16 protein-coding genes, 2 tRNA genes and 1 rRNA gene are annotated in these 17,512 nt (G+C 49.1%); 2 read left to right on the plus strand and 17 right to left on the minus strand.

Annotated elements, in window-relative coordinates; all coding sequences use genetic code 11:
- Positions 1–87 precede the first annotated feature (87 nt).
- The 14 genes from AC6R10_RS18015 to AC6R10_RS18080 form a co-directional block, all read right to left on the minus strand.
- A tRNA-Ala gene (locus AC6R10_RS18015) sits at positions 88–163 on the minus strand.
- Positions 164–285: 122 nt separating this feature from the next.
- Positions 286–362, minus strand: a tRNA-Ile gene (locus tag AC6R10_RS18020).
- A gap of 61 nt (positions 363–423) precedes the next feature.
- Positions 424–1,976 (minus strand): 16S ribosomal RNA (locus tag AC6R10_RS18025).
- A 582-nt stretch (positions 1,977–2,558) separates the two neighbouring features.
- Complete coding sequence (locus AC6R10_RS18030) at positions 2,559–3,335, minus strand: phosphoadenylyl-sulfate reductase (protein ID WP_334554553.1); 777 nt, start codon at positions 3,333–3,335, stop codon at positions 2,559–2,561.
- Positions 3,328–5,061: an assimilatory sulfite reductase (NADPH) hemoprotein subunit gene (gene cysI, locus AC6R10_RS18035; protein ID WP_334554555.1), complete on the minus strand. Its 1,734-nt coding sequence runs from the start codon at positions 5,059–5,061 to the stop codon at positions 3,328–3,330. The genes AC6R10_RS18030 and cysI overlap by 8 nt, the downstream gene beginning before the upstream one ends.
- Complete coding sequence (locus AC6R10_RS18040; protein ID WP_500627539.1) at positions 5,061–6,914, minus strand: assimilatory sulfite reductase (NADPH) flavoprotein subunit; 1,854 nt, start codon at positions 6,912–6,914, stop codon at positions 5,061–5,063. The genes cysI and AC6R10_RS18040 overlap by 1 nt, the downstream gene beginning before the upstream one ends.
- 215 nt (positions 6,915–7,129) lie before the next feature.
- Positions 7,130–7,360 (minus strand): hypothetical protein, encoded by a 231-nt coding sequence (locus AC6R10_RS18045; RefSeq protein ID WP_334554559.1) that lies wholly within the window; start codon positions 7,358–7,360, stop codon positions 7,130–7,132.
- 241 nt (positions 7,361–7,601) lie between these two features.
- Positions 7,602–8,267, minus strand: coding sequence for a TIGR04219 family outer membrane beta-barrel protein (locus AC6R10_RS18050; protein ID WP_500673106.1), 666 nt, complete (start codon positions 8,265–8,267; stop codon positions 7,602–7,604).
- 100 nt (positions 8,268–8,367) lie between these two features.
- Positions 8,368–8,580 (minus strand): envelope stress response protein PspG, encoded by a 213-nt coding sequence (pspG, locus tag AC6R10_RS18055; protein WP_334554563.1) that lies wholly within the window; start codon positions 8,578–8,580, stop codon positions 8,368–8,370.
- 156 nt (positions 8,581–8,736) lie between these two features.
- Positions 8,737–9,759 (minus strand): tRNA dihydrouridine(20/20a) synthase DusA, encoded by a 1,023-nt coding sequence (dusA, locus tag AC6R10_RS18060; protein WP_500673107.1) that lies wholly within the window; start codon positions 9,757–9,759, stop codon positions 8,737–8,739.
- Positions 9,760–9,998: 239 nt separating this feature from the next.
- A complete protein-coding gene (locus AC6R10_RS18065) occupies positions 9,999–10,211 on the minus strand; it encodes a hypothetical protein (protein WP_500627535.1) in 213 nt (70 codons plus the stop codon).
- A gap of 15 nt (positions 10,212–10,226) precedes the next feature.
- Complete coding sequence (locus AC6R10_RS18070; protein ID WP_500627534.1) at positions 10,227–10,370, minus strand: hypothetical protein; 144 nt, start codon at positions 10,368–10,370, stop codon at positions 10,227–10,229.
- A gap of 378 nt (positions 10,371–10,748) precedes the next feature.
- Positions 10,749–10,961, minus strand: a complete 213-nt coding sequence (gene cspE / locus AC6R10_RS18075) for a transcription antiterminator/RNA stability regulator CspE (RefSeq protein WP_500627533.1) — start codon at positions 10,959–10,961, stop codon at positions 10,749–10,751.
- Positions 10,962–11,190: 229 nt separating this feature from the next.
- Positions 11,191–12,252 carry a sensor domain-containing diguanylate cyclase gene (locus AC6R10_RS18080; RefSeq protein ID WP_500630332.1) on the minus strand — a complete coding sequence of 354 codons (1,062 nt, stop codon included), beginning with the start codon at positions 12,250–12,252 and terminating at the stop codon, positions 11,191–11,193.
- 274 nt (positions 12,253–12,526) lie between these two features.
- Between AC6R10_RS18080 and zur the strand changes: the two genes are divergently transcribed.
- Entirely contained in the window at positions 12,527–12,994 is a 468-nt protein-coding gene (gene zur, locus AC6R10_RS18085; protein WP_500673108.1) for a zinc uptake transcriptional repressor Zur, read from the plus strand.
- Between the two features lie 58 nt (positions 12,995–13,052).
- Positions 13,053–13,514, plus strand: a complete 462-nt coding sequence (locus tag AC6R10_RS18090; RefSeq protein ID WP_334554576.1) for a chemotaxis protein CheX — start codon at positions 13,053–13,055, stop codon at positions 13,512–13,514.
- Between the two features lie 129 nt (positions 13,515–13,643).
- Here AC6R10_RS18090 and cysC read toward each other — a convergent pair whose 3' ends face one another.
- Genes cysC through cysN form a run of 3 tightly spaced genes read right to left on the minus strand, consistent with a single transcriptional unit; the run spans position 13,644 to position 17,508 of the window.
- On the minus strand, positions 13,644–14,261 hold the full coding sequence (cysC, locus tag AC6R10_RS18095; RefSeq protein WP_487903287.1) for an adenylyl-sulfate kinase: 618 nt from the start codon (positions 14,259–14,261) through the stop codon (positions 13,644–13,646).
- Between the two features lie 59 nt (positions 14,262–14,320).
- Positions 14,321–16,045, minus strand: a complete 1,725-nt coding sequence (locus AC6R10_RS18100) for an SLC13 family permease (RefSeq protein ID WP_487903288.1) — start codon at positions 16,043–16,045, stop codon at positions 14,321–14,323.
- A gap of 29 nt (positions 16,046–16,074) precedes the next feature.
- Entirely contained in the window at positions 16,075–17,508 is a 1,434-nt protein-coding gene (gene cysN / locus AC6R10_RS18105) for a sulfate adenylyltransferase subunit CysN (RefSeq protein ID WP_500673109.1), read from the minus strand.
- Positions 17,509–17,512 lie beyond the last annotated feature (4 nt).

The raw sequence follows: 17,512 nt of genomic DNA on the forward strand, positions 1-17,512 counted from the left end.
CTTTCCAAATTGTTAAAGAGCTAGTTTTTCAAGCAATAAAGCTTTCGAAACCATTTTTAAGAACACTTAAGCAAATGCGCTTAAAGATGGTGGAGCTAAGCAGGATCGAACTGCTGACCTCCTGCGTGCAAGGCAGGCGCTCTCCCAGCTGAGCTATAGCCCCATCGATGGATAAATCATTAACAGTCTTATGACCGGGATAAATTTTCGTATGCAAGGCAAACAAGTAAGGCCGTGTACACCAGTACACAACGCGCATTGTTGACGACAGCAGACGGATAATTTTGGTGGGTCTGAGTGGACTCGAACCACCGACCTCTCGCTTATCAGGCGAACGCTCTAACCACCTGAGCTACAGACCCACTGAATGCTCTAATTAAACCATATCAATCTGTGTGGACACTCAAAACGATAATCATCGTATAAGGAGGTGATCCAGCGCCAGGTTCCCCTAGCGCTACCTTGTTACGACTTCACCCCAGTCATGAACCACAAAGTGGTGAGCGTCCTCCCGAAGGTTAAACTACCCACTTCTTTTGCAGCCCACTCCCATGGTGTGACGGGCGGTGTGTACAAGGCCCGGGAACGTATTCACCGTGGCATTCTGATCCACGATTACTAGCGATTCCGACTTCATGGAGTCGAGTTGCAGACTCCAATCCGGACTACGACGCACTTTTTGGGATTCGCTTACTCTCGCAAGTTCGCCGCCCTCTGTATGCGCCATTGTAGCACGTGTGTAGCCCTACTCGTAAGGGCCATGATGACTTGACGTCGTCCCCACCTTCCTCCGGTTTATCACCGGCAGTCTCCCTGGAGTTCCCGACATTACTCGCTGGCAAACAAGGATAAGGGTTGCGCTCGTTGCGGGACTTAACCCAACATTTCACAACACGAGCTGACGACAGCCATGCAGCACCTGTCTTACAGTTCCCGAAGGCACCAAAGCATCTCTGCTAAGTTCTGTAGATGTCAAGAGTAGGTAAGGTTCTTCGCGTTGCATCGAATTAAACCACATGCTCCACCGCTTGTGCGGGCCCCCGTCAATTCATTTGAGTTTTAATCTTGCGACCGTACTCCCCAGGCGGTCTACTTAACGCGTTAGCTCCGAAAGCCACGGCTCAAGGCCACAACCTCCAAGTAGACATCGTTTACGGCGTGGACTACCAGGGTATCTAATCCTGTTTGCTCCCCACGCTTTCGCATCTGAGTGTCAGTATCTGTCCAGGGGGCCGCCTTCGCCACCGGTATTCCTTCAGATCTCTACGCATTTCACCGCTACACCTGAAATTCTACCCCCCTCTACAGTACTCTAGTCTGCCAGTTTCAAATGCAATTCCGAGGTTGAGCCCCGGGCTTTCACATCTGACTTAACAAACCACCTGCATGCGCTTTACGCCCAGTAATTCCGATTAACGCTCGCACCCTCCGTATTACCGCGGCTGCTGGCACGGAGTTAGCCGGTGCTTCTTCTGCAGCTAACGTCAAATGAGTGTGCTATTAACACACCCACCTTCCTCACTGCTGAAAGTACTTTACAACCCGAAGGCCTTCTTCATACACGCGGCATGGCTGCATCAGGCTTGCGCCCATTGTGCAATATTCCCCACTGCTGCCTCCCGTAGGAGTCTGGACCGTGTCTCAGTTCCAGTGTGGCTGATCATCCTCTCAGACCAGCTAGGGATCGTCGCCTTGGTGAGCCCTTACCTCACCAACTAGCTAATCCCACCTGGGCATATCCTGACGCGAGAGGCCCGAAGGTCCCCCTCTTTGAGCCGAAGCTATTATGCGGTATTAGCCATCGTTTCCAATGGTTATCCCCCACATCAGGGCAATTTCCCAGGCATTACTCACCCGTCCGCCGCTCGACGCCCTTAACGTTCCCCGAAGGTTCAGTTAAGTCGTTTCCGCTCGACTTGCATGTGTTAGGCCTGCCGCCAGCGTTCAATCTGAGCCATGATCAAACTCTTCAATTTAAAGTTTTGATTCCCTAAATAAATAGGCGAGGCTCAATGAATACTGAACATTACATAAAGTAATGTTTGAATTGACTGTGCTGAGTCCGAAGACTCAATGGTCACTTCGTATCATTGAAACCTAATTTGATACCGAAGTATCTAATTGGATTATCATCAACGAGTGCCCACACAGATTGATAGGTTTATATTGTTAAAGAGCGTTCTTGGCTGTGACTCAGGTCACTCACAAGAGGCGGCCATTCTAGCGACTTAATTTTCAGTGTCAAACACTTTTTTAAGTTTTTATTTCAACGTTACCGCTGAGCTAGTTGACCTTGTCGACAACGCTGAGCCCTTATGAGCTCTGCCTTGTCGACGAGGTGGCATTATAGAGATCGAAATCACATTGGCAAGTGATATTTTCATAAAAATGTAAAAATAGAGCCTAAATGAGCAATTAGCGTTCAAACGCCTATTTATCCAACTTTACCCAACTATTTACCACACGATAACCACAGAGTTATCCACAACAACTTATTCCAAGCGATAAAAAAGGCCGCATACGCGACCTTTTTGAGGTTCATTGACGCAATTACCGCATCAAATACCCGAGCCATCGAGTTCGTTGTCTTCTTCATGCAGACCACACTCTCTCTTTAAGCCGAAGAAACGTGTTTCTTCTTCTGCCATTCCAGGCTCCCACTTCTTAGTGGTATGCGTATCGCCGACAGAGAGATACCCTTCATCCCAAAGAGGGTGATAAGAGAGACCGTGCTCTTCTAGGTAGTAGTGGATGTCCTTATTACTCCAATCAATCACTGGCAGAAACTTGAACACGCCATTTTGAATCGACAAAATGGGCAGCCCAGCTCGCGACTTCGATTGCTCGCGGCGTAAACCGGAGAACCAAGTGCTAACATTAAGCTCCTCTAGCGCGCGGCGCATGGGTTCCACTTTGTTTATCTTGTTGTACTTCTCGATACCCTCTATACCTTGCTCCCACAGTTTGCCGTAGCGCGCCTCTTGCCATTGCGGGCTCTCTTTAGCGCGATACACTTTCAGGTTGAGGTTCAATTTCTCTGTCAATTGGTCGATAAAACGGTACGTTTGCGGGAACAAATACCCGGTGTCGGTCAAAATGACCGGCACGTCCGGTTTCTGCTCAGTGACGAGGTGAAGCATCACCGCCGCTTGGATACCGAAACTCGACGAGACCGCGAACTCACCATCGAGGTTTTCAAGCGCCCATTTTACTCGCTGCTGTGCTGACAGTTGCTCAAGCTCGACATTGATCTGGGCAAGATGAAGACTTTGCTCGGTCTTGGTCAGTTTAAGCAGTTCTGCCAGCTCCGGTTTTGAAGCTACAGAATCAAGCATAAAAATCTCTCTTAGATACCAATACTTCTTGGATGATGCCAACACGAATCACGAAGTCACCGAAACACTCACCTTGCTCACGCTCAGTAGCCCAGCGACCGACCAGTTGATCTATCTCTTCGAGTATCTGACTATCTGTAATGTTCTCTTTGTACATTTTCGGCACGCGTGTTCCAGCGCGGTTGCCCCCTAGGTGCAGGTTGTATCGACCTGGCGCCTTACCCACTAGACCAATTTCAGCCAGCATCGCGCGGCCACATCCATTAGGACAACCCGTAACGCGTAGAATGATGTTGTCTTCTTTTGGTAGATTGTGTTTCGCCAAAATGCCTTCTACGTCGGTCACGAACTGCGGCAAGAAACGTTCCGCTTCCGCCATGGCCAGCGGACAAGTCGGGAAGGCCACACACGCCATCGAGTTTTTACGTTGCTCGCTGACCGCATCGTCCATCAAACCATGTTCGCGCGCAATTTTCTCGATCTTCGCTTTGTTGCTTTTCGACACACCCGCCACAATCAAGTTTTGGTTGGCCGTCATGCGAAAATCGCCTTTATGGATTTTGGCAATTTCAGCCACACCGGTTTTGAGAGGCTTGCCTGGGTAATCCAATAGTCGGCCGTTTTCGATAAACAAGGCGAGATGATGTTTACCATCAATGCCCTCTACCCAACCGATACGATCGCCACGTTCTGTGAATTCGTATGGACGGCTTGCTTGGAACTGAACACCGGCACGTTTTTCCACTTCCGCTTTAAACACATCGATACCGACGCGATCAAGCGTGTATTTGGTTTTGGCGTTCTTACGGTTTGAACGGTTACCCCAGTCACGTTGCGTAGTCACAACCGCGGCTGCCACATCCAACGTTTTTTCAAGTGGGATAAAGCCAAAGTCATCCGCTCGACGTGGATACGTCGACGTATCACCGTGAGTCATCGCAAGACCACCACCGACTAAAACGTTGAAACCCACCAGCTTGCCGTTATCGGCTATCGCGACAAAGTTCAAATCGTTCGCATGCACATCCACATCATTTTGCGGCGGAATCACCACGGTGGTTTTGAACTTACGCGGTAGGTAGTTACTGCCAAGGATCGGCTCTTCGTCTGTGGTCTCAACCTTCTCACCGTCTAGCCAGATCTCTGCGTACGCGCGCGTCTTAGGCAGCAGGTGCTCACTGATCTTTTTCGCCCACTCGTACGCCTCTTGGTGTAACTCAGATTCCACCGGGTTAGTGGTACACAATACGTTTCGGTTCACGTCACCTGCGGTGGCAATAGAGTCAATTCCAATGCTGTTGAGCGTTTGGTGCATCAGTTTGATGTTTGGCTTTAATACGCCGTGGAACTGGAACGTTTGTCGAGTCGTTAGACGGATACTGCCATACAGAGAGTGCTCGGTAGCAAACTTGTCAATCGCCAACCATTGCTTCGGCGTGATAATGCCGCCCGGCATGCGCGCACGAAGCATCACATTATGCAGAGGCTCCAGCTTTTGTTTCGCACGTTCGTTGCGAATATCGCGGTCATCTTGCTGATACATACCGTGGAAACGAATCAGCTGGAAGTTATCCGCCGTAAATCCGCCGGTGATGCGATCTTGCAGATCCGCTTCGATCGTCCCACGTAGGAAGTGACTTTCTCTTTTAAGACGTTCGTTATCGGAAAGCGGCCCTAACTCTTCACCCAGTACCACCTGCTTGTTATTTTCAGTAGAAAAAGTCATTAGTACACATCCCTTTGATAACGTTTTGCTTTGCGTAACTCATTGATAAATTCTTCTGCGTCATCACGCGATAGATTGCCTTGCTGCTCAGCGACGATGATCAGCGCGTCATGAACGTCTTTTGCCATACGAGTGGCATCACCACAGACATACAGATACGCGCCATCTTGGATCCACTGCCACACTTGTGCCGCGTTCTCTAAAATGCGGTGCTGAACATACACTTTCTCGGCTTGATCGCGGCTAAAGGCCACATCCAAACGGCTGAGCACCCCTGATTTTAGGTACTTCTGCCACTCTACTTGGTAGAGGAAGTCCTGAGTAAAGGTGCGATCGCCAAAGAACAACCAGTTCTTTCCAGACGCATCACGGTTCTCTCGCTCCTGGATAAAACTGCGGAATGGGGCAATCCCAGTGCCTGGGCCAATCATGATAATTGGCGTGCTGTCATCTTGAGGTAATTTGAAGTTGTTGTTGTTTTCAACAAACACTTTGACCGCACCGCCCTCTTCGAGACGCTGAGCCAAGAAGCCTGATGCACCACCAAAGCGAGACTCGTCACCTTGCTGGTATTCCACCAGCCCAACAGTCAAATGCACTTCTTCATCGACTTCGGCTTGGCTTGAGGCAATCGAGTAGAGTCTTGGCGTCAAGCGGCGCAACAAACCAATCAGTGCGTCTGCCGATAGGGTGGTTTTCTTCTCCGCTAACACGTCAACAATTTGCGTGTTGGCGGCGTACTCACGAAGCTTGTCTTTGTCTTCGACCAATTTTTGCAGTTTCTTGCTGCCTGACAGCTCAGCAAATTTTGTGACAAACTGAGGATTAGAAGCGGTGATTTCGAATTTAGTGACCAACGCGCTGTGAATCGACAAGCTCTCGCCATCCACTTCAACGCTTTCCACACCTGACAGACCCACTTTAGCTAGGATAGCATTGGCGAGTTCAGAGCTGTTCTCAAACCATACGCCCAAGGCGTCGCCTGGCTGATAAGTCAAACCTGAGCCTTCAAGATCAATTTCAATGTGACGCACGTCTTTTCCAGAATCACGCCCGGTGATCTTCTGGCTAGTCAGCAAAGTCGCGGTGTATGGGTTTTGCTTGTTGTAGGACGACACGACCGCCGATTGACCTACTGGCAACTGAACGACTTCAGCTTCTACGCCACCAGCCAACTCTTCTTTAACGATAGAGAGCGCTTTTTCACGCCACTCACTGGCTGGCGCTTCATAATCGACGTCACAGTCAACACGCTCAATAAAGGCCGTCGCGCCCAACTTGGAGAGATAAGCATCGAAGTCTTTACCGGTTTGGCAGAAAAACTCATAGCTTGAGTCACCGAGCGCAATCACACCATATTTGAGGTTCGGCAGTTTCGGCGCTTTCTTCGACTGCAAGAATTCATGCAGTTCAATGGCGTTGTCTGGGGCTTCACCTTCACCATTGGTTGACGCCACGATAATCACGTGAGTCTCTTTGGCTAAGCTTTTGCCTTTGTAATCACTGGCATCAAAGAGCGCCACATCAATGCCCTGCGCTTTTGCGTCATGCTCGAGCGCTTCAGCCACCCCTTTCGCATTGCCAGTTTGCGAGGCAAAAATGATCGTCAATTTACCCGCGGGCTTGGCTGCTACCGCAACCGCCGCTTGACTGATGGGTGCAGAAGCTGCTGCGGTTTGAGGCTGTTGTGCTAGCCCCCAAAAGTAGCCGCTGACCCATGCCAGCTGCTGAGTAGATAAACCAGCAACAGTTTGTTGCAAAGACCCTAGCTGCTGATCATTCAGCGGCGCAGCCAGAGCCGGTAATTCTTGTGATGCGTTTCCTTCAGAGGAGACGTTGTTTTTTAATGACATGGTCACGACATCCCTATTCATTGCGTGACGATAGATTAACCACTCTCCTTAATAACAAGAAAGAATAGAAGTGAATGTTTTATAACTTTTGGAATTAAAGGAAACGTGCAGCGCCTGAACGCCGTCAGCCAGTCGCGCGCCTTTACGCAGTACAAGCAGGGGAGATAATAATGAGAGGTGATAGACAAGGCGTCTTTTTCGGTGAGTGGTGGGGACTATTTGGCTTCGACCCGTACGTGCTTAAAGCCCACCGCCATGGCCGACTTGGAGGCTAGATCAAGGTCTAGGTACTGACACTCCTCACCTTGAGCATCGGTCAATAACACGAAACCACCTCTAGCGTGGCGAAATTCCACCACCCAACTGCCCTCTTGGACAGACGGTTCAATAATGGCTTCCACCAATTGATTGTCTCGATATAGGCTTCTTAGTTCATTAATCGTCATGAGATTCCCTTCTCTGGCTAGAAACAAGCGCCATCTATAAGCATGGAAGAAACTGACGATATCGCGACATTTTTTCGTGCATTTATAATGAATAGATATAAAAAAACAGTTCGATAGATACAAAAAAGCGCCACATCAATCGCAGCGCTCTTTTTCTAGTTATAATGAAAGGCATGAGGCAGTCATACATCATGCAATCGAGAAGACGCATGCATGTTCTTCGCAGGGAAGAATCGCTAACTTAGAAGCTCCACTCCGCGCCAACAAAAAAGCCATTAGCGAAGATAAACGATTTACCGAGGTCCTCAGATTTCGCGTCGAACTTATCCGACTCCAAATCAATCACGCGGTAGCCACCTCGAAAAGCCAACGTCGTCTCTTTCAGTGGCAGGCGGTACTGAACGCCCGCCATCAAATCGGTACTTTTGATGTCGTTGTTGTTGCCAAAGTTCATCTCACCGATGATATCAAAATGCGTATTGGGCACCGTCAGCTCGGCATAGCCGTACCACGCCCAAATAAATCCATCGAAATCGACTGGATTGTTGATGTCTTGGGCATTGACGTACTTGGTATCGGATAAATCCGTCAGGGTTACCCCCGCATCGAAATGCATTAAATCATGCTCAAGCAGGCGGTAGTAGAGCGTCAGGTCGAGCTTATCAAACGCCATATAATCAGCATCAACACTGGAGTAACGCAAACGGGCATCGGGAAGGTACGGCGTGTCATGCTCAATCGCCAAATAGCCGCTGGGTGTGGTGTCGCTATCGCGGTTCACTTCATTGACCTTGGTTTTCGGCCACCACATCTCTGCACCGACTTTCGCCATGTACGAGGACTCCGCCATCGCCCATCCCGAAACCATCGAGGCGATAGTGAAAATTGCAGCCGATTTGATACCCATTGATTAAACTCTCCACACTGTTGCTATGCATCATAGATGACGTAGCCAAAATAGTACCACATTCACCGAGCTTGCCCGCAACAATTTAGCCTAAACAGCGCTAGGATCTTGGCTGCGCGACCACGCTTTTAAAAAACCATACCGCTATCGCGATAACCACTAACCAAGGGATCAATTTAATCACCGCCGACATCATCCCGAGCAGCAACATCACCACCATAGCAAAGCCAATGGCGGCCAATACAGTCAGGAAGGTCACGCCTGTGACCAGTAACGTCGCCGCGAAGATCAAAGCAAAAATCAATTCAAACATAGTGCTCTCCTTTTTGCTCAACCAATACAGATAGTGTGCCAAGATTAAAAATCAAGATAAGATTATGTTTTATATAGACAAACAAAAAGAGGCAGGGTCTAACCCTACCTCTTCATGTTCATCTATTGGTAAATTTAACCACTCTTTTGGCGATTTTTACACATCTAACTCTTGAGGAATTTTCGCCAGCGCCGCTTGTACCACTTCAATTCCGGAACCCGGTTTGTGGGCGTTCTCACTGATGTAACGACGCCATTGACGCGCGCCTGGCATGTTTTGGAACAAGCCCAACATATGACGAGTGATGTGGCCTAAGTAAGCACCCTTCGCCAACTGCTGCTCAATATATGGGTACATCTCTTCAACCACTTGACGACGCTTCTTCACTGGCGTGTCGAGACCGAAAATCGTCTGATCAACGTGTGCCAATAGGTACGGGTTTTGGTAAGCCTCTCGCCCAACCATGACACCATCAAGGTGCGCTAAATGCTCTAACGACTCATCCAAGGTTTTAATGCCGCCATTGACGCCAATGTTCAAGTGGGCAAAGTCTTGTTTGATTTGATACGCGCGCGGGTAATCCAGTGGCGGGATCTCTCGATTCTCTTTCGGACTCAAACCGCTTAGCCACGCTTTACGAGCGTGAATCGTAAACTGCTCACAGCCACCTTTTTCAGAGACAATGCGCACGAAATCAGTCAGAAACTCATACGAGTCTTGATCGTCAATGCCGATGCGCGTCTTAACGGTCACAGGAATATCAACCACATCGCGCATGGCGGCAATACACTGTGCCACCAGCACAGGCTCCGCCATCAAGCAGGCGCCAAAACGGCCATTTTGTACTCTGTCCGACGGGCAACCGACATTAAGGTTAATTTCGTCATAGCCACGCTCAGCCGCCAACTTCGCACACGTCGCTAAATCTTGCGGGTTGGAGCCACCAAGTTGCAGCGCCACTGGGTGCTCCTCCTCGTTGTACGCCAAGAAGTCGCCTTTACCATGAATGATCGCGCCGGTTGTCACCATCTCAGTGTAGAGCAAGGTCTCTTTAGTGAGGAGTCGGTGGAAGTATCGACAATGGCGATCTGTCCAATCGAGCATGGGAGCAATAGAGAATCGAGAGCTTGGAAAAACCCCGTTGTGAGTCGGTTTTTTCTCTTCGTTAGTGTCTAACATTGAACTCGCCTTTGTTTGCATCTTCTCACCCTATCAGCGCCCAACTCGCTGCCTCAAAGCTGCTTTTTGGCCCCATTGTGCCCAAAGCAGTCAGTGCTCGAATCGTGGTTTCATTAAAAGAGCGCAGATTCTACATCAAGTTATCGCTGTGCCCAAGTATGGCGAGGAGTGGGTTTAGGCGTCAACGCCAAGGCCGACGTTGTGTTGCGATCGTCACGCCGTTTGACATCAACGACTTATTATTGATTGGCGTTAAGAAAGCGCTCGGCGCTGGCGAACAGTGCGTCACATTTCTTTTTCTGTTTGGCGTGTTCTGCGTCGCCTTCACTCATGGCGTCCAAGAGCTCTTTCTGTTTGTTGTATTCACCCACCATGAGAGAAAACTTATCTTCAAAGTCACTCTTACGCATTTTCTTGCCTGATTTTCTTGCAGGTCTTGCTGGTTTTCTCATTGTTTTCTCTCCAATTTAGAGTTCAATTCGTTCTTTCTGATCACGTTCTAAAAGAATGTCTTCAATTCTCTTGCGAATTTGATGGATGTTTTGGGGCTGGTCTTCTTGTTTCGTTGAAGCCTCTTCTGCAGGCTTACGAGGTTTTGCGTTCTTCTTCAATGCTTAATCCTTATCCGATTCGATATGGAAAGAGCCTAAAACCACACCGTCAGAATTTTGAAATTGACCAGACTCACTCACTTCACAAAATGAAAAATGTAAATCTAAATCGTCGGTGTTTAACTGAGGCAGCACGTGCCGCTTGAGAACGTCGCTATTGAGCTGGTGAAGGGAGGCAGACCAAGATGTCGACCTAGAGTAAAGGTGATAGTGTATTTTGAACAATGGCACTTTGCCCTTTAGGTAATTTTTGTTCGCGAAGAACATAATACCAATATGTTTTTCGGTTAGATTTTCTAGTCATTGAACTCCTTGATAAGCAATGAAAACAAAAAGACCTCGCCATCTGAATGAGACAGCGAGATCTCTTAAGTACAATTACAGTACAGTTACGTCAGCAGCTTGTGGGCCTTTGCCACCTTGCTCAACGTTGAACGCCACTTTTTGGCCTTCTGCGAGAGTTTTAAAACCATCGCTAACAATAGAACGGAAGTGAACGAAAAGATCCGCGCCACCGTTGTCTGGAGTGATGAAGCCAAAACCTTTAGTTTCGTTAAACCATTTTACTGAACCAGTTGTCTTATTAGACATAAATACCTCGATACATTGATACATTAATGAAGAAAATAGAAGCTACTAAGGAAAGCATGTAGAAAAAGGTATCGCAGGATAAGTATGACGACTGAATCGAAATGAAACTGTGAAGATCTTGAACTAGATATTACATTAATAGCCCGCTTTTTGAGCTGACGACACTATACACCTTGTAAAAATAATAGATAGTGATTTCTCACATTTTTATTTTCAACTCGCTTTTTCGTCAGCCCGCCCTGTCTTGGCGCAGCTCTGTGCTGGCTCGAACACAATTTCGCCCTGCCGCTTTTGCCTCGTACAAGGCTTGGTCAGCGCGTTTAAGTAAACTTTCAGGTGTGAGATCGAAAGCGCTAGGTGCCACCGCCCCTATACTGACGGTGATCGACATCCGAGTGCCATCATACTCATACGGGTATTGTGCGAGCGTGGCTCGAAGCGACTCAAACACCGACATCGCAGATTCCAGTTCTGACTGACGAACAATAAGCGCAAACTCTTCACCGCCAATGCGCGAGACATGCCCTAACCCTTTCATTTGCTGCATGGTGAGCGTAACCACTTGCTTTAAGACCTGATCCCCCGCTAAATGGCCATAGCGATCATTGAGCGGTTTAAAATGGTCAATATCCATCAAGCCAAGTACAAAGCCTTGGTGTTGCTCATGAAAATCCGACAAGGTTTGTTGAATCTTGGCTGAAAATACCCGGCGATTGGCAGCGCCAGTGAGCTCATCCGTCGTGGCCAGTTGGTTTAGCGCCATCACTTGCTGATGCAGTTGGATATTGAAGCTGACCCAATTGGCAATACATTGCAAAGTAATAGCTTGCTCTTCAGTAAAGTAGTGACTTTGATCGTGGCCAATATTAAGAGTACCCAAACATTGGTCACCACACACGAGAGGGGCATCCATACAGGTCTTTAGCCCAGAATCCCGCAGCATGACGCAATCTAACTCCTCAGAGGTGGCAAGATCGTCACAAATGAGCAGTGTACGAGTTGAGAAGGCTCGGCCGACGAGCGTTTGCGCAATAGGGAGATGGGAATCGAGTGGAATGGCTTTATTGCCACTGATCGAGTAGACCTTGAGCGTATCTCCGCCTTCCTTAAGCGTAATGCTGGCTCTTTGGGAGGCAAACATCTGCGACATCCATTGGGAGACGGTATCGAGCACCGCTTGCAGTGAGGTTGACACCGACAACGCCTGTATAAAGGCCGCAGGCAGTGTCACATGATGGCCTCGTTCTAATTCGGCAAGCTTCGAAAGACCATAGGCTCTTTCTGACCGCATAGCTCCCCCTAATGGTGCATTGTCGTTATTATAATTTTTGATGATTGACCCATTAAACATTAACCCTATTTCTGACAGATGCAAGCAACAAACACAAAGGGCACGCGTTATTGGTATCGTTTTCCCTGTAGATAAGGTAACTTATGCGCAAGTGTCAAAATGATGCTCTGTGTCCGGTGAGGGTAAATAACGCACTGACACACTTATCAGAAAATGCCTTACGCGCGACGCTAAAGTTGCGGAAATGGTATATTATTAAACATGTCCAATGGTTATGGTGAGAAATTTGGACCCACAGCTAGTCACACAAATTGAAGAAATCTGTGTCGCGAGAGGCGTACGGCTGACCCCTCAAAGAAAACGAGTCTTTGAGTTGATTTGTGCCAGCCCGAAAGCGTCCAGCGCGTATGAACTTTTAGAGGAGCTGAAACTCAGTGAACCGCAGGCTAAGCCGCCAACCGTTTATCGAGCACTCGATTTTCTGTTAGAGCAAGGTTTCATTCACCGAGTTGAGTCGACCAACAGTTTCATACAGTGCTGCTCTTGTAACGCACACAAGCACTTTTCTCATCTACTGATCTGTGACAAGTGTGGAAATGTCATTGAATTACAAGATGATAGTTTGATAGCCTTACTGGCAGACAACGCAGAAAGGCACGGTTTCAGACTCACAAACCACGTGATTGAATCACATGGGACTTGTCAGTCGTGCAGCGCTGACAAATTGCAACAAGTCTCATAGTAAAATGAGTTTCACAGTACATTAAATTTCAAAGTCCATTAATGAATAGAAGAAGATTATGCGCGCTGAATTTGTAAACCCGTTTTTAGCTTCACTGATGAATGTGTTAAAGACCATGGCATCACTGGAGCTAAAACCGCAAAAACCTCGTGTGAAAAAGGATGAGATCGCTCGCGGTGATATCTCTGGTTTGATTGGTATGGTTGGCCAGCAAACGCGTGGCTCGATGTCTATTACCTTTGATGAAAGCTTGGCGCTGGAAATCATGCAAAACATGTTGGGCGAGCGCCCGAATGGTTTGAATGATGAAGTGACGGATATGGTGGGTGAAATCACCAACATGGTCACTGGCGGTGCAAAACGCATCTTGGCAGAAAGCGGCTTTGATTTTGATATGGCGACGCCTGTCGTGGTGTCAGGGAAAGGCCACACGATTCGTCACAAATGCGAAGGCTCGATCATCATCATGCCGTTCACCTCGCAATGGGGTAACGCCTTTATCGAAATCTGTTTCGAATAAGTACCCCATCCCTCACGGCGTATCCCAATGACGAAGAGGAATGACGCTGAGGAGTGACACAGACGCGTGTTAAGCCTTGATGCTAAAACGCGGGTGATAAAAAAGCTTCCGATATGGAAGCTTTTTTGGTTAAGCGATGATCTGCCGCTCTTTTAATGTCTCAAGACACATTGCCACCAGCTCATCGATGCTCTTTTCACCTGCGGGTAAATCGATTTCTGGATTAAGCGGTGCTTGATACTCAGAATCAATACCGGTGAAGTTTGGGATCTCCCCTGCTCTTGCCTTTTTGTACAGCCCTTTTGGATCGCGTTGCTCACAGACATCGAGCGATGCGTTGACAAACACTTCCAAAAACTCGCCCTCAGGCAGCAGTTCTCGCACCAGCTGACGCTCGGTTCGATGCGGAGAGATAAACGCAGACAGGACAATCAAACCGGCATCGGCCATCAATTTCGCCAGCTCACCAATACGGCGAATGTTCTCGCGTCGGTCTTGCTCTGAAAATCCTAAATCACTGCACAGGCCATGACGAACATTGTCGCCATCAAGCAAATAGGTGTGGTAACCCAGCTGCGCCAACTTGGTTTCAAGCGCGCCAGCAACGGTCGACTTTCCCGCGCCAGATAGCCCGGTAAACCAAAGTACCGCAGGGCGCTGATTTTTAAGTTTGGCACGCTGCGCTTTATCAACGGCGTGTGAGTGCCAAACGATATTTTCGTCTTTTTCGCGGGTTTGTGTGGTCATAGTCAGTCCTTGTCAATCATTTCGCTCTGCGAGCGAGGCAAAGCGGAGAAATAGCCGCATCAGAAGGGAAAAAAGATCGGGATAAGCCCAAGCACCAGTATCGAATAGACGATAGAGAGTGGAATTCCCACTTTGACATAATCCAGTAACGTGTAGTTGCCAACGCTATACACCAATAGATTGGTTTGATAGCCATACGGCGAAATAAAGCTCGCACTCGCGCCAAACAGCACGGCCATGATAAACGGCATCGGATCCACCCCGTAGCCCAGCGCCATACTGTAGCCAATCGGGAACGCCAAGGCCGCGGCGGCATTGTTGGTCACCAGCTCTGTTAAAATCAGGGTTAAGAAGTAGGTCGCGACCAGTGCGCCAAAGACGCCCCAACCGTTAAATGCCTCGATAAACATCTGCCCTAAGTTTTCCGACAGGCCCGTCGAAAGCATCAGCTGGGCAATCGACAGCGCCGAGCCGACAATGACGACGATATCGATAGGAAAACGGCGTCGCAGTTCGTTGATGTGGACAATGCCCGTCATCAAAGTCGCCAGCAAAAATACGGACAGCCCCTTAATGAGCGGCAGTATCTCCATCAGGGCGAGCCCAATCACCAGAGCAAAGCCCAGCAGCACCAAGGCGGATTTGTTGCCATCGAGGCGAGCACTCGAATCGAGATCATTCATCACCACAAACTCTTTGCGGTGAGCTTGCCTTTCTTGCTCAAAACGTTTCCCAGGCACCAATACTAAGGTATCACCCGCATTCAGCACTATGTTACCCAAGCCGCCTTCCAAACGCTCATGGCCACGACGAATCGCCACCACCACCGCATCAAAGCGGTCGCGGAAGTGACTCGATTTTAACGTCTTGTTGCAAAAGCTCGCCGAAGAGCTCACCACCACTTCCACGTAGTTTTGCCCGTTGATGTGGTGCTGGCCAAACAGCGTTAAGCCTTGGATCTCTTGCAAGGTCGCGACGCTTTCTATATCGCCACAAAAGAGCAAACGGTCTCTGGCCTGCAAGACAAAATCTGGGTCTACCGATGGCATGGTTTGCCCATCACGGATCACTTCAGCCAAAAAGAGTTTACGCAGCGCACGCAAATTGTTCTCACTGATACTGCGCCCAACCAACGGCGAGCCAGGCTCAACCCGCGCTTCTAAAAAGTACGGTAAGTCGTCTTGGCTGTGGTCATCATAGTTTGGCAACAGATAACTCAGAGGGATCAAGATAAGCAGCCCGCCAACCAAGACCGATAAACCAATCAAAGTCGGGGTAAAAAAGCCCAAACTTGGCAATCCCGCGTTTTCAACAAAGCTGTTGATGATCAAATTGGTCGAGGTGCCAATAAGGGTTAACGTACCGCCTAAGATGGCGGTATACGAGAGCGGGATCAATAGCTTCGACGGGGCGTGTTGCTGATTACGCTTTATGGCGCCAATCAGCGATACCACCACCGCCGTATTATTAGTAAACGAAGAGAGCAGCGCCGTGGAGATGCCCAACTTCGCCACGACGGTGCCTAATTTGCCCGTCGACAAAGAGCGGCTCACCCAGCTGATCAGACGCGTTTTTTCTAGCGCGCACGACGCCAAGATGAGCAGCACCAGCGTCACCAATGAGGCATTGGTGAAGTTAGAGGCGATCTCACTGACGTCAATCAAGCCGGCAATGAAGGCAATAAACGCTGCGCTGGCAAACAGATAGCTCGGTTTTACTCGTGTGCTGACTAAACAGGTCACAACCCCGACCAACAACGCCAGCACCACTCCTTGCTGCCACATTTCGCCTCTCCCTACTCGCTTACCTTGGCTTACTTCTGGCCAAGCAGTTGGCTGAGATCAGCCGCACCCCAATGAGGGAAGTGCTTACGAATCAGCGCATTGAGCTCAACTTCAAACTCAGAGAACTGACCTTCACCACGCGCAACCTGCGACAAGCTTTCGCGAATCAATCCCGCGCCGACTGTCACATTGGTTAAGCGATCAATCACGATAAAACCGCCGGTGTCTTGGCAAGCGAGGTATTTGTCCAGTGCGACCGACTCGTTCAAGGTCCATTCGCACAAACCGATCCCGTTTAACGGTAACTCGTCAGAACTGTGGCTCGAAAGGTTGTTGATGTCGTACTGGTGACGAATCGCTTGCACTTGACCTACCGTTTTCTTACCCGCGATCTTGATGTCGTAATCACGTCCCGGTTTAAGCGGCTGCTCGGTCATCCATACCACATCGGCCAGCAGGTGGTTACTCGACTCCACCGAAGAGGACTCCAGTACGATCAGATCGCCGCGGCTAATGTCGATTTCATCTTCCAGCGTCAACGTCACCGCAAGCCCGGCTTGCGCCTGCTCCAAATCGCCATCAAAGGTCACAATACGGGCCACCGTTGAGGTTTTGCCTGATGGCAACGCTTTAATTTTGTCACCCACGCTGACGCTGCCAGAGGCAATCGTGCCGGCAAAACCACGGAAATCGAGGTTCGGGCGGTTAACGTATTGCACTGGGAAGCGGAAATCGCCCACTTCTTTTTCGCTGTCCACATCGACAGACTCCAAAAGCTCAAGCAGTGATGGGCCCTTGAACCAGCTCATGTTGGCACTGGGCTCAACCACGTTATCACCTTCGAGCGCTGACAGCGGGATGATCTGAATGTCCGTCTCACCTTGCAGGTTCTTGGAAAACTCAAGGTATTGCTTACGAATCTCTTCAAAACGCTGCTGTGAGTAATCGACCAAGTCCATCTTGTTGACCGCGACCACAAAGTGCTTAAGGCCAAGCAAATTAGAGATGAAGGAGTGACGACGCGTTTGATCCAAGACGCCCTTACGCGCATCGATCAAGATCACCGCCAGATCACAGGTTGACGCACCGGTCGCCATGTTACGCGTGTATTGCTCATGCCCCGGTGTATCCGCAATGATGAATTTGCGTTTTTGGGTAGAGAAATAACGGTAGGCCACATCAATGGTGATGCCCTGTTCACGTTCCGCTTGCAGACCATCGACCAGCAGCGCCAAGTCTGGGCGCTCGCCGGTGGTGCCGACACGCTGAGAATCAGAGTGGACCGCCGCCAACTGATCTTCATAAATTTGTTTTGAGTCATGCAGCAAGCGACCGATCAAGGTACTCTTGCCGTCATCAACTGAGCCACACGTTAAGAATCTAAGTAGTGACTTGTATTGGTGCTGTTTTAGGTATCCCTCGATACCAAGCTCTGCGAGCTCCGCTACGACTGCGCTGTTCATTTTC

The organism is Vibrio sp. R12-SG2-ISO1, assembly GCF_059834045.1.

What these genes read in the sequence shown, in the direction of transcription:
- AC6R10_RS18030 (WP_334554553.1), bottom strand. Translation starts at nt 3,335, where the DNA reads ATGCTTGATTCTGTAGCTTCAAAACCGGAGCTGGCAGAACTGCTTAAA.
- cysI (WP_334554555.1), bottom strand. Translation starts at nt 5,061, where the DNA reads ATGACTTTTTCTACTGAAAATAACAAGCAGGTGGTACTGGGTGAAGAG.
- AC6R10_RS18040 (WP_500627539.1), bottom strand. Translation starts at nt 6,914, where the DNA reads ATGTCATTAAAAAACAACGTCTCCTCTGAAGGAAACGCATCACAAGAA.
- AC6R10_RS18045 (WP_334554559.1), bottom strand. Translation starts at nt 7,360, where the DNA reads ATGACGATTAATGAACTAAGAAGCCTATATCGAGACAATCAATTGGTG.
- AC6R10_RS18050 (WP_500673106.1), bottom strand. Translation starts at nt 8,267, where the DNA reads ATGGGTATCAAATCGGCTGCAATTTTCACTATCGCCTCGATGGTTTCG.
- pspG (WP_334554563.1), bottom strand. Translation starts at nt 8,580, where the DNA reads ATGTTTGAATTGATTTTTGCTTTGATCTTCGCGGCGACGTTACTGGTC.
- dusA (WP_500673107.1), bottom strand. Translation starts at nt 9,759, where the DNA reads ATGTTAGACACTAACGAAGAGAAAAAACCGACTCACAACGGGGTTTTT.
- AC6R10_RS18065 (WP_500627535.1), bottom strand. Translation starts at nt 10,211, where the DNA reads ATGAGAAAACCAGCAAGACCTGCAAGAAAATCAGGCAAGAAAATGCGT.
- cspE (WP_500627533.1), bottom strand. Translation starts at nt 10,961, where the DNA reads ATGTCTAATAAGACAACTGGTTCAGTAAAATGGTTTAACGAAACTAAA.
- AC6R10_RS18080 (WP_500630332.1), bottom strand. Translation starts at nt 12,252, where the DNA reads ATGCGGTCAGAAAGAGCCTATGGTCTTTCGAAGCTTGCCGAATTAGAA.
- zur (WP_500673108.1), top strand. Translation starts at nt 12,527, where the DNA reads ATGGTGAGAAATTTGGACCCACAGCTAGTCACACAAATTGAAGAAATC.
- AC6R10_RS18090 (WP_334554576.1), top strand. Translation starts at nt 13,053, where the DNA reads ATGCGCGCTGAATTTGTAAACCCGTTTTTAGCTTCACTGATGAATGTG.
- cysC (WP_487903287.1), bottom strand. Translation starts at nt 14,261, where the DNA reads ATGACCACACAAACCCGCGAAAAAGACGAAAATATCGTTTGGCACTCA.
- AC6R10_RS18100 (WP_487903288.1), bottom strand. Translation starts at nt 16,045, where the DNA reads ATGTGGCAGCAAGGAGTGGTGCTGGCGTTGTTGGTCGGGGTTGTGACC.
- cysN (WP_500673109.1), bottom strand. Translation starts at nt 17,508, where the DNA reads ATGAACAGCGCAGTCGTAGCGGAGCTCGCAGAGCTTGGTATCGAGGGA.